General features: G+C 66.7%; 6 protein-coding genes and 1 pseudogene (1 of these 7 running past the window's edge). 1 reads left to right on the top strand and 6 read right to left on the bottom strand.

What is annotated here, in order from left to right; all coding sequences use genetic code 11:
* The 4 genes and pseudogenes from A2X88_07600 to A2X88_07585 all read right to left on the bottom strand — a co-directional run.
* Nucleotides 1-275, bottom strand: a pseudogene (locus tag A2X88_07600) (hypothetical protein); it reaches 52 nt to the left of the window's first position.
* 130 nt (nt 276-405) lie between these two features.
* Nucleotides 406-1,095 (bottom strand): hypothetical protein, encoded by a 690-nt coding sequence (locus A2X88_07595; GenBank protein ID OGP35602.1) that lies wholly within the window; start codon nt 1,093-1,095, stop codon nt 406-408.
* Complete coding sequence (locus tag A2X88_07590; protein ID OGP35601.1) at nt 1,092-2,405, bottom strand: hypothetical protein; 1,314 nt, start codon at nt 2,403-2,405, stop codon at nt 1,092-1,094. Before A2X88_07590 ends, A2X88_07595 begins: the two co-directional genes overlap by 4 nt.
* A gap of 171 nt (nt 2,406-2,576) precedes the next feature.
* Nucleotides 2,577-3,926 carry a hypothetical protein gene (locus tag A2X88_07585; protein OGP35600.1) on the bottom strand — a complete coding sequence of 450 codons (1,350 nt, stop codon included), beginning with the start codon at nt 3,924-3,926 and terminating at the stop codon, nt 2,577-2,579.
* Nucleotides 3,927-4,108: 182 nt separating this feature from the next.
* Between A2X88_07585 and A2X88_07580 the strand changes: the two genes are divergently transcribed.
* The gene (locus A2X88_07580) at nt 4,109-4,498 is read left to right on the top strand and encodes a hypothetical protein (GenBank protein ID OGP35599.1); all 390 of its coding nucleotides are present in this window, start codon (nt 4,109-4,111) and stop codon (nt 4,496-4,498) included.
* A 456-nt stretch (nt 4,499-4,954) separates the two neighbouring features.
* Here the strand turns inward: A2X88_07580 and A2X88_07575 are convergent, their stop codons facing one another.
* Both A2X88_07575 and A2X88_07570 read right to left on the bottom strand, forming a co-directional pair.
* Nucleotides 4,955-7,738, bottom strand: a complete 2,784-nt coding sequence (locus tag A2X88_07575) for an outer membrane protein assembly factor BamA (protein ID OGP35598.1) — start codon at nt 7,736-7,738, stop codon at nt 4,955-4,957.
* Nucleotides 7,725-12,056, bottom strand: coding sequence for a hypothetical protein (locus tag A2X88_07570; protein OGP35597.1), 4,332 nt, complete (start codon nt 12,054-12,056; stop codon nt 7,725-7,727). The genes A2X88_07575 and A2X88_07570 overlap by 14 nt, the downstream gene beginning before the upstream one ends.
* Nucleotides 12,057-12,067 lie beyond the last annotated feature (11 nt).

The following is a 12,067-nucleotide window of genomic DNA, read 5'->3' as shown; positions in this document are numbered from 1 at the left end:
AACGATTCCATTCTCTCCAGAAAACCGGCCCTTCCTTCCATCCACCCCTCCAAGGTTCCGCCCGGAGGGAGGCACGACTTCCGGATCCGCTCCCGCAGCACCGCAGCCGCCCCGGCAGGCCCTTTCAGGATGCACTCCGCACAGATCTCCCCGTGAAGCCGTCCCTCGAAGCGAAGCCAGATCCGCGATCGCCGGGGAAAATGGCGGGAACCGCAGCATCCGCATTCGGGGAATCCCCCGTGGAAATCGCCCCCCTTTCGGGAGCGGATCGTCACACCTACATCCCGGCCCATATCCGTTCCGGAAGGAGAATGGTGTTCCTTTTCCGTTGTCCCATTGGCATCCCCCGTCATCGGGTCGGGGAGGATCGGGGAGCGGATCCGTGCCCTGAAGCGGCATGCCGGGTCAGACCCCGGGGAATCGGATGATCGAGGCGCAGCCGCCGGAGGACCGATTCTCCACGGCGAGCGTGCCGCCGAAGTTCTCCACGAGGTGACGGGCCACGGGAAGCCCCATCCCCGTGTGGGGGGTTCCCGGCTTCGTGGTGAACCCCTCCTCGAAGATCCGGGGAGCGATTCCGGCCGGGATGCCGGGGCCCTTGTCCTTCACGGAGAGCTCCCACATCCCATTTCGGGATTGCACGCCGACGGAGAGCTCCCCCCCGGCCCCGTACATCGCCTCCGCGCCGTTCAGAAGCAGCGCGAGCAGCACGAGACCGAAATCCCTCGCGTCGCCCCGCAACCGGACCTCCGCGAGATCCGGCGGAAGGAACAGCGACACATTCCCCCGGCAGAGATCGTACCGCGCGAACAGGACCAGTTCCGGAAGGAGCCCGGCCAGGGAGAAGACCTCGTCGACTGGGGGATGGGGGCGGACGTGATGGGAGAAATGCTTGACGATCGAGGCGATCCGGTCCGCCGCGGCGAAGATCTTCCCCGCGCTCTCGGCGGTCTTCGCATCCCCTCCACCCGTGATCTGGATCAGCTCGGCGAATCCCAGGACGACGCTCAGATGGTTGTCCACCTCGTGAGCGACCCCCATCACCAGCCGTCCGAACAGGGAGAGGCGGTACTGCTCGACCACGTTCCGGTTCATGGGTCTCCCCCGAAGTCCGCGCCCCCGCCGCCGGGGAGCACCGGCCCGTCGGCGATGGCCACCCGGTTCTTCCCGGACCGCTTCGCGTGGTACATCGCGTCGTCCGCCGCCTGGATCAGCCCGTCGGCCTCGACGCCGTTCTCCGGGTAGGAGGAGACCCCGATGCTGACGGTGATGCTCGCCCCCTCGACCCTCGCCTTCTCGATCTCGCTCCGGATCCGCTCCGCGACGTGGGCCGCCCCCTTGTTCTCGATCGTCGCCCGGAGGCGCTCGGCCGCGACCAGCCCCTGGGCGGAGGCAGCCTCCGGAAGGATGACGGCGAACTCCTCGCCCCCGTACCGGCAGGCGATGTCCACCTCGTAGGAGGGCTCCTTGTCGCTGCGCCGGATGTTCGAGCGGATCACCTCCGCGATCATCCGGAGCAGGCCGTCTCCGGTCAGGTGGCCGTACCGGTCGTTGAACTGCTTGAAGTTGTCCAGGTCCAGGATCAGCAGCGACACCGTCCGGCCGTACCGCTTGGCCCGCTGGATCTCGGAGTTGAGGCGGAAGTAGAAATAGCTCCGGTTGTAGAGGTTCGTGAGTCCATCCTTGACCACCAGCTCCCTCAGCCGCGATTCCCGCCGCCGTACCATGTTCATCATGAACACGCCGACGAAGGCCACGCAGAAGCCGGTGATCGACACCCAGCCCCACTTGAGCATCTCGTAGGCGAAGACGTGCTGGAGCGCGTTGTTCTCGAAGGGCATCCGCACGGGCGGGAGGATGCTGTAAAACTCGAAGGTGAGGAGCCCCCCGTACGCGATGGAGCACCCGAGGGCGATCGCGTAGGTGTCCGACGGCTTGTCCATGATCAGGGCGGCCTCCAGCGTCAGCACCATGTACATCGTCCAGAACCAGGATACCGCCCCCCCGCTGAAATGGACGACCACCGTGATGAACAGCAGGTCGAACAGCAGCTGGATCTGGTTCAGCATCCGGATGCTGCTGAACCAACGGTAGGAATACTGGTACCAGGCGTTGTATGCGGCCACGAACAGGAAGGCCAGCGGGGCCGCCATCCAGTGCCGAGGAGTGATGGCGGCGTAGTCCGCGCTGCCGTGCTGGTATAAGAGGAAGGTGTACAGCCCGTAGCACGCGAGGATCGCCAGGATCGCCCACCGCGCCCGGATGACGAGCCCCACCCTCTCCCGCGATTCCTTGAGGAGGACAAGTTCCTCGGTCGACGGAATGTCGCCGGAAAAGTAGGTCAGGTTCTTCCATTGCTCCATCAGGAATTCCCTCCAGCCGGACGGCTTGCCCTCTTGCGACATGGCGTCTCCCTGGATACGGGCACGGCGCTCTGCACCGCGGAGAATCCCCTGGGGGGCACCGCCCCCTCCCCGGCAACAAGGCGGGAGCCTTTGGCCTGCTGGAACTATACCAGCCGCGTCCCCCGATGCATAGCGTCTCCGCCGGAGCCGTGGCCGCCTGACGGTCCAGATTTACAGCTGCTCCCCGAGGATCCCTCCAGGGCCCCGGCGCTTCGACTCGTACATCAACCGGTCCGCGACGTTCAGGATGTCCCCCCGCCCGGGGGAGTCCGGGGCGCAGGCGGCATACCCGATGCTCGCGGTGAATGAGATCGTCCTTCCTTCCGAGGTGTCGAGGCGGACGTGGGAGATCCCCGCCGCGATCCGGCCCGCGATCGTGGAGGTCGCCGCCAGGCCGGTCTCCGGAAGGATCACGGCGAACTCGTCCCCGCCGTAGCGTGCCGCAACGTCGCTCTTGCGGAGGTGCGCGCAGAGAACGCCGGCCGTCATCACGAGGATCCGGTCGCCGACCAGGTGCCCGTGTGTATCGTTGATCTCCTTGAACGAGTCGAGGTCCAGCATGATCACGGAGAGGGAGCGCCCGTACCGTGCGGCCCGCTCGAGCTCTACCTGGAGACGGGCGTGGAACGCCCCGTGGTTGTGGAGGAGGGTAAGGGAGTCCTTGTCGGCGAGGGTCCGCACGAACCGGAACATCTCGGCGTTCTCGATGGCGATCGCGATGTGGGTGGCGAGCACGTGCATCGTCGCCAGCGATTCGGCGTCGAAGGCGCTGGGATCCGGGTGGTTCACGTTCAGCACTCCGATCGCCTTCCCTTTCGAAACCATCGGGACGGACATGAAGGAGCGCACATCCATCCGTTTTCCGTTGTAATACCGGAATTCGGCGTTGCTCCGCACGTCCGGGATATAGACGGGCTGCCCGGTCTCGAACACCCGCCACGAGACCCCCTCCCCGGGCCCGAAGGAGATCTCCTCCGTGTCGGGCTCCGTCATCCCGACGGAGGAACGGAGCACAAGCCTCCGTTTCTCGGGATCGTACAGGAGGATGCAGAAGTCGTTCAGCCCGAGCGTCCGCATCACCCGCCCGGGGATGGCCCGGAGCAGTTCCTCGGTATCGAGCGTCCCCGCGATCGCGGTGGAAACCTCGTAGATGGAGTGGAGGTCCGAAACCTTGGACTCGAGGTGGGTCTTCGTCTCCTCGAAATCCCGCTGGACCCTCTCGAGCCGGCCGAGCTTCTCCTCCAGCTCCCGGATCCTTGAAGCAAACCCGTCCTCTTCCCTCCGGAACCGTTCGGCCGCCGCCTTTCCGACCGGAGCCAGGACCCCGACGCAGTCGGGGAGGGTCCCCTGCGGACCTTCGACCAGTCCCCGGACGAACCCTTCGGCCGGCCGGAAGACCCTCCGGTCCAGGAACAGATACAGCGCGATCCCCGCAAGGAGCTCCCCGGCGATCGCAACTCCGACCGACAAGCCCGTCTGCCCCCCCTCCCCGCCGAACGGCAGGAGGAGGAGGAGGGTCAACGCGACCCCTCCGGACCACAGGATGAGGAAGGGAAGTTTCCAGCGGATACGGGATGCCAGCGGCCGGTTCCTCGTCGGGAATAGTCTCCTGTCCCTATGGGAAAATAGCACGATTTCCTCGTGACGGAAACCCGGGAAAACGGATACAATGTTTTCCGCACTCCCTGTCGCGAGGTGGCTCCATGGCGGAAGGATATGCACCGGCGGACTGGCAGACCCGCTCCCTGGCGTTCCTGATCGACCTGATCTTCTACACGGCCCTCTTCTACGGGCTCGGGGGTCTGGGGCCCTTCCTCTCCATGCTCTACATATTGTTCCGCGACGGGATCTTCTCGGGGCAGAGCATCGGGAAAAAGGTGATGGGGATCCAGGTGGTCCACACCGACGGCCGCCCCATCCATTTCGTCGACTCCTCGTTCCGGAACGTCCTGTTCATCTTCTACGTCCTCTTCCCGCTCTTCATCGTCGTGGAAATGATCGTGCTGCTCCGCGATCCCGGGCAGCGTAGGCTCGGCGACCGGATCGCGAAGACCCGCGTCGTCCGCAAGTCCACGGTCCCCGTCCTCGCGTAACCTCATCCCGCCCGTCGCGCCCCCTTGCGAGGGCGCACGGAACAGCTCCGCAGCCTCGGAGGGGGGCTTCGCTCCGACTGCCCTCCGCTGTAGGAACTTCTTTTTATCTCCGCTCATCCCCCCTCCTTCGGCTTGCTCCGCTCGTGATGCGCCCCTTCCAGAAGGGTGCCTGTAACTTCGGCACCCGCCGGCCGGGGACCCGCAGCGATGCGGGGGGGGTCGACGAGGCGGGGGGGACATTCCTGGTTTCACGGGGATTCGGGAGAGGAGTGTCCCCACCACAGGGTGCCGGTTCCGGCGAGCGAAACGGCAGCGAGCGGGCGCAGATCGCGAGCGTAGCCGAGGGGACCTCCCCCGCGAGCCAGGGGCCCCGCCGCAATTGCCGGCGTAGCCAGCCCCCCTCCGAGGCGGCGGGGCCGGAGGGATGCGCCTCTACGACGGGGCGCGCCGGGAGGATCAGAAGACGGCGCCGATGGTAAAGTGCCACTCGGAGCCGGACTCTCCGGCCCGCCGGTCGAGCTTCCAGGCGTAATCGAATCCGACCGGCCCCACCGGGGTAAGGTAGCGAAGCCCCAGCCCCGCGCTCTCACGCAGGTCGATCCGGCTCCCCGGATCTCCCCCGAGCCAGACGCTCCCGGCGTCCAGGAACAGCGCGCCGATCACTCCGTACTGGAACGGAACGCGGATCTCCGCATTTCCGTTGACCATGTAGTCCCCCCCGACGGGAGCGCCGTCCGTCCCCAGCGGTCCGATCGATTCCTCCTTGAATCCCCGCACGGTGGTCCTGCCCCCCAGGAAAAACCGCTTCTGGATGGGAACCTCGATCGTGTCCCGCGTCGGGCGGACCACCCCCGCGCGTCCGGAAAGGACGAGGATGTTCCTCCGGGAGAGCGGAAAATACCAGCTGGTCTGTCCGGCCACCTTGTAGTAGTCGACCTCCGATCCGAAATAGGTGGAGGCCAGCTCGGCCGATCCGGAATGGAAGGAGCCCCGCCTCGGGTTGAACGGGTCGTCCCGGAAGTCGAGCACGAAGAGACCCCGGAACGCGGCGATGTTCGCGGTTCCCTGATCCTCCGGCGAGAGGACCGCCCCGGGGGTGACGTCGAACACCTCGTCCCGGGAAAATTCATACTGGACGGCCACCGAGGACCGGAGAAGGATCTTCTTGGTGATGCCGGCGACGGCGCTGGCCTTCTGGAGGCTGAAGCTTTCCCGCTCCGCCTCCTGGTAGGAGCCCGTGAGCCCTCCCTCCCACTTCCAGCGGTTCCCGAAGATCCAGGGTTCCCGCAGGTCCGCGATGTAGTGCTGCTCCTTCTGGCTCGCGAGCACCTTCACGGACAGCCGTCTTCCCAGTCCGTTCATGTTCCGGGTCGTGGCTCCCGCGAATCCCCGCATGCCGGTGTCGGTCCCGTAGCCGAACCCGTACTCGAACTCGAAGAAGAGGGTTTCCTCGACCTCCACGATGAGGTCGACGATCTCCCGTTCGGGGTGTTTCAACCGGTTCAGCCGGACGCTTTTGTACAACCCGGTTCCGAACACCGCCTGCTGGAATGCCAGTAGATCCCGCTCCCCGGCGGGGGCTCCTTCGGGGATCGTGACTTCCCGGAGAACCGCCGCGGAGTCGGTGAGAAGATTCCCCCGGACCGCGACCGTCCCCCGATGGTACCGGATCCCCTCTCCGATTTCGAAACGGGCGACCGCCGTGTCCTTTCCCTCGTCGAAGGCAAGCGTTGTCTTCACGGCGGCATCCAGGTACCCGGCATTCCGGTAGAATTCGGCCACCTTCTCCTGGTCCCGCTCGAGCCCGACATAGTTCACATGCGTTCCCGTCCGGTTCCCGACGAGGGCCAGGAGTTCCTCCTGGAGAAAATGGTCGTTTCCCGACAGCACGATCTCCCGGAGAAGGTAGCGGGGCCCCTCCTCGACATGGATCGCGGCGGTGATCCCCCCCCGTTCATCCCAGGAGGTGTCCACGGAGGAGATTTTCATCCGGGCGTATCCCTCCTGCTGGTACAGCCCGACCAGCGCCGCCAGGTCCGCGCTCCAGTCGGCCTCTTCGAACTCCCCGGACCCGGTGACATGGTGGAAGAACCCCCTCTCCCTGGAAAGCATCTGCTTCTTGAGAACCTTCGACGGAATCCGGTCGTTCCCCAGAAAACGGATCTCCTTCAGGTACCCCGCCTCCCCTTCCTCCAGGACGATCTTCAGGAGGCGTTTCCCATCCTCCATCTCCCCGGTTTCCACCGTCACCGCTGCCTTGAGGTGGTTCCTTCCCCGATAGAAGGACAGAAGCCGTTCCCGGAGGTCGTACACCAGCCCCCCCTCGGTGAATTCCTCCTCTCCGCCGCGAAGCCGGATCGCCTTCTCGAGCTTCGACCTGGAGAATTTCTCCTCCCCCTCCCATCGGACCTCGTATCTCGGGCCTTCCTCGACCCGCCCGGCCAGACAGACCCCCTCCCCCTCCTCGCAGGAAACCTCGAACGCGGAAACATGGACGGTGAGGAACCCGGCTTCCTTGTAGGCGGCCCGGAGATCCCGGATCCCCCGGTCGCCGTCCCGGAAGTCGTACGGTTCGCCTTCTTCCAGACCCAGCAGCTCGCGGAGTCCTTCCGGAGGGAAAAACCGTACCCCCTCCATGGCGACGCTCCGGATGACGCCCGGTTCCCCTTCGCGGACCTCGATCCGGATCCTCCCCGCCCCCGTTTCCACGCTGCACGACGCCGACACGGTCACCGCGGCACCGGGAAATCCTTTATCGCGGAGCATCTTCCGGACCGCATCCTCGGCGCCGTGAAGGTCTGCGGCCTCCAGCGAGGCGCCCCGCCGGATGCGCGAGGCGGAGAGAACCATCGCCTCCGTCACCCGTTTCGTGCCGACGACCCTGAGTTCGGAGACCACCGGGGAGGGCCGGAGAAAGAATAGGAGGATCGCCTTCCCGGCTTCCTCCCGGACATACGCGGAGATCTGCTGGAACAGCGACTTCGCGTAGAGACGGCGGATCGATTCCCGCACCGCGTCGGACGTGAGAAGATCCCCCGGCTTGAGCGTCACCAGCCCGGTCAGCTCTCCGTGGGAGATCCGGTAGGGAGAAGCGACCCGGAAGGTCACCGCGGACAGGACCGGGGGCTCCCGGGGGGCAGGCTCCTCCAAGGCGGCCGCAGGGCGGGCGGACAGGAGCACCAGGACACTGAGCGCCCCCACCCACGGGGAGAACCGGCGTCCCCGTTCAGTCCCGGTCATGGAATATGTCCCGGAACTGCCGGTACCGGTACCGGAACCGGACGTCCCCCCCGAGGTCGCCCTCGCTTTCCGATGTGGCGCTCTTCCAGACCCCCTGGAAGAACACGTTCTCGAGGACCTTCAGCTCGGCGGTGGCGCTGCTTTCCGCGGTGCCCCCCACGGCGGTGGAGACCGAGACGGACAGGCGGTCTCCGAAGGATTTCCCGACGGTGAATCTGGGCTCGAAGGACTTGTCGGTCGAGGAGAAGGCGGGTTCGATGGAGAACCGGTCCAGCCCCACGATTCCCCGGATTTCCTCCTCCACCCTCCCCTTGTAGGGTCCCAGGGCGATCGACGCCGCCTCCGCGGCGGACACCGATCCCTCCGCCCCCACCAGGTTCTCCGCGGTGACTCCGAGCGACAGGAGGCTGATGATGTCGTTCTTGCTCAGGGGGGGGTCGGAGGCGAATTCCACCTCGTACTTCTCGAGCGTGCCGGTGACGGAGACGGTGACGGTGACGTTCCCCTTCTTCGTCTCCGCCCGGGCGTCAATCCGGGGGTTGTTCCGCAGCGGGTCCTGGAAGTCGACGTTGAGCAGGGTCACCTGGTACCGGTTCCCGCGGTAGTCGACCGTCCCCTCGACTCCGTCGAAGGAGCCCAGGATGATCACGCGGCGGGTGTCCCCCACGACCTTGAATTCCCCCTTCGCCACCGCGTCCGCGAGGTTGTTCTTCACCCGAATCGTTCCGTCCGCCACCCCGTCGATGTCGAGCCGGATCCGGAAATCGGATTCCTTCCTGCGCGCCGTCACATCCGCGAGTCTCCTGCGAAAATCGAGGAGCGCCTTCTCCAGCTGGATCGACTTCGTGTAGCGGGCCGACTGGACCTCGACCTCCCCCGCGACGACCAGGTCGTCCGGAGGGCCGAACAGTTCCATGTGACCCTGCAGAACCGGATGGAGCTCCTCCGGGTAGGGGTACCGCATGTCGAAGAAGTCGACCGAGAAGAAGAGCCTCTGCTTCCCGTCGTACCGCAGGGGGATCTCCCCCCGCCCGTCCAGGTACCCGCCGCCGCTGCGCCCCTCGAAATCCTCGATGAGGATCCGCTCGCGGCTCAGGACCAGGTCCGCGTGGACCTCCTCGAAGAGCTGCGCGTATTCGCGGAACGAGAGAGTACCCCCTTCCAGACGCCCGGTCCCGACGAGGATGGGGTCGTCCACCCGTCCGGTGACCCGGAGATTCACCCGTACGGTGCCGTCCAGCCTCTCGAAAATGTCGGTGGCCAGGCGAGCCGCCGCCGCGGGAATCCTTCCCTCCAGGCGGAAATCGAGAGCTCCGTCCCATGCGGCGATTCCCGAGACCTGGACCGGGTTCCCCGAGGCCTTCAGCGATCCCCCCCCCCACCGGATTCCTTCCGGCGTCAGCCGGAGGGAGATCTCCTCCCCTGCCAGATCGATTCCGCCCACCCGGTAGCCGAGCCGACGCACCGCGAGAGATCCGGTAGTCCCGGCGAGGCGCCGGAGCGAGCCCGCCGCCTCCACATTCCCTTCCATCTTGAAGTCCGCGCGTTCCCCGGGTTCCCCCGCGCCGTTCCGGAGCGCCGGCGCCGCTCCCCCGGACCCTCCGATGGAGAAGGGTCCCTCGACCCGGAACAGGAACGGCTCGCGCAGGGAAAGGGTGCCGCCGATCCGGGAATCGGGGGTGTGCGTCCCGATTTCTCCCTTCAGCGAATCCCCCTCCTTCTTCACGGAAGCCCGCAGCTCCGCGAAGGAGACATTCGAGGCGGATGGGGAGAGCGCCGACACCGCGAAGGCCAGCTCCGTGACCGCATCCGTCCAGGCTCCCTTGCGCCCGAACAGGGCTCCCGCGAGGACGGTTCCCGCCCCTTCCGCCTTCCATGTGCCCCCGGAGACGATTTCCTTCCTCCCGGCCAGATCCAGGAAAAAACCGGTCGGGACCCGGTCCGCCGCGAACGAAACGGAGAGGGGCCAATCCGGCTCCCTCCGGAAATCCCCCCGGAGGCTCATCGAAGGCGTCCCGGAGGAGATCCGGAAATCTCCGGTTCGTTCGCCGAGCGACCCTTCCGCCGTGACGTTGTCCCATGAGGTTCGAAGCCCTCCCCCGCCCGGCGACCCGACCGGGCCCGGCTCCCGGTAGTCGAGCCGGGGAACCGAAACGGAAAGCCGATCGATCTCCCATCCTCGGTTTCCGGTCCGGGCCAACACCGTGATCCCCGCCTTGCCGCCGATCCTTTCCCCCGCGTCGCGGTCCAGCAGGGAGAGGACCCACCCGAGATCCAGCGTTTCCATCCTTACGGACAGCTCCGCGCCCCGGTTGCCCCCCCCTCCCGTCGCCAGGAAAACGCCGTCTTCGATCTCCCCGCTCGCCCGGACCTTCCAGGAGTCCGCACCTCCCTTCCGGCTCCACCCCCCGGAAACGGACAGGGTCCGCGTCGCGACCGCCCTCCGCCGCACCTCGTCCGCCTCCAGCGACCCGGAAAGGGAAAGATCCCCCCCCCCGACGGACAGCTGGAAGTCGGCGGAACCCCGGCCGGAGATCCCCGCGAGGTGGCGTTCCATCCCGCGCGGATCTTCGCCCAGCGACGCCAGAAACGCGGGGACCCATCTTTCCGCGCGGGAAAAATCGATCTCCCGCACGATCATGGAGGCGTCCAGCAGGAACGGGGCGGGGGAGACGGGGACCGCGACGGTGCCGGTCACCGTCACTTTCGCGACCTCCGCGGGGATGTCCGCAACGAAGTGGATCGTCTTCGCGGGGTCCCCCTCGAACTTCGCGGACACCGGAACCGGGGGAAGGGAGCGGGCCGCCAGATCTCTTACCGTGAACTCCCCTGCGGTGCGCATCCGCGCCGCGGTGCCCGTGACCTCCCAGCCTCCCTGCACTCTTCCCCAGGCAATCGGGTAGCTCCATCCGTACTGCGAGACGGTTCCCGCGGGAGCGCCGAACCTCCCCGAGAACGCGATCGTCTTGTCCGCGAGGCGATAGACCCCTTTCCCGGAGAGCTCCGCCTTCCCCGCCATCCCGCGGAACGACTCCACCGCGATCTCGCGGCCCGGCGCGATGACGGCGGACAGCGACGCTTCGATGGGGAGGGGGATCCGACCGGTCCTGTCGTCCGCTCTCTCCAGGCCACCCGGGTTGCTCACCGAGACGGAGCAACGTACCTTCTCCCGGTCGCCGGACGCCCGGATTTCCGCCGATCCGGAGCCGGACGGTTTATACGGGATCCCCCACTCCCTCCAGGGGGCCGATCCGAAACCGACACGCGTCAGGGAGAGCCTGCCCTCTCCCTTCCCGCTCTTCCAGTCCGCCTCACCGCTCCCCTCGAAGGTCCCTTTCCAGATCGTTCCCCGAAGAGTCCCGATCCGGAGCCGATCCCCGGTGAGCGTGGCCGAAAGCTCCCCTTCGATCGGCGTGTCCCCGAAAAGCCGTGCGTCGCGCAGGAGCAGGTTCACCGATCCTCCGGGCGCCTCCGGGCTTCCCTTCCATGCGGCCGAGAACTCGACATTCCCCTTCGTGGCGACGGCGGATAGCCGGGCCGCCCCCGGGGCTCCCCCCCGGATCCATCCGGCGATATCCGCGCGTCCGGATGTTTTCAGATCTGCGGAACCCCCTCGGGTATCCACCATCCCGGAGACGAGCAGGGAGGCCGAAGCGCCCGTGGCACGGAAATTCCGGACCCTTACGACCCCGTCCCGGAAGAGGAGGTCGACGTTCGCGGTGTCGAAGGGGACGCTTCCCTCGCCCGCCCCGGGGAGGCGCACGGTCGCGGCGGAGCGGGCGAAGGAGCCGCTCGCCTGGGTCCCCAGGAACCGGACGTCCCGGATCCGGAACTGCGGGACTTCCGTTTTCCACCGGACCAGTGGTCCGATCGGCCCAGCCGTAAGCGTTCCGTCCTGCAGCAGGACCTCGGGGATCGGGTCCCCTTCCCCCTTCCCGTCCCGAGGCACCCGGATCCTCTCGAGCAGGGGCCGGTTCCCTTCCTGGAAATGCAGCGCGAACCTCCGCAGCCGCACACGCGAGACCGGGGAGTATCCCGACAGGATTCTGCCCGGGGAGATCGTGAGATCGGCCTGTTCCGCACGGAGGAGGGGCAGCCCGGCCTCCGCATCCTCCACGACCAGGTTGTCCAGGGATACTCGCAGGCCCATCGGCTGGAACCGGAGGTTCCGGAAACTCACCTTCAGGCCGAGTCTCGCGCTCTCTTCCGCGATCGTCTCCTCGGCCTTTCGCAGAAGCTGGGGGACTTCCCGGAGGAGGATCCAGATGCCCAGAATGAGCAGCAAGGCCAGAAGAACGCCCAGGACCGCCCACCGCACCCGTCGATTCG

Source organism: Deltaproteobacteria bacterium GWC2_65_14 (genome assembly GCA_001797615.1).
GTDB lineage: Bacteria > Desulfobacterota > Deferrimicrobia > Deferrimicrobiales > Deferrimicrobiaceae > GWC2-65-14.
Note: the sequence above shows the minus strand (reverse complement) of the source record. Positions and strands in the feature narration are given on the sequence as shown.

Coding starts and splice junctions, on each gene's coding strand:
- A2X88_07580 (OGP35599.1), top strand. CDS start 4,109: ATGGCGGAAGGATATGCACCGGCGGACTGGCAGACCCGCTCCCTGGCG.
- A2X88_07590 (OGP35601.1), bottom strand. CDS start 2,405: ATGTCGCAAGAGGGCAAGCCGTCCGGCTGGAGGGAATTCCTGATGGAG.
- A2X88_07575 (OGP35598.1), bottom strand. CDS start 7,738: ATGACCGGGACTGAACGGGGACGCCGGTTCTCCCCGTGGGTGGGGGCG.
- A2X88_07595 (OGP35602.1), bottom strand. CDS start 1,095: ATGAACCGGAACGTGGTCGAGCAGTACCGCCTCTCCCTGTTCGGACGG.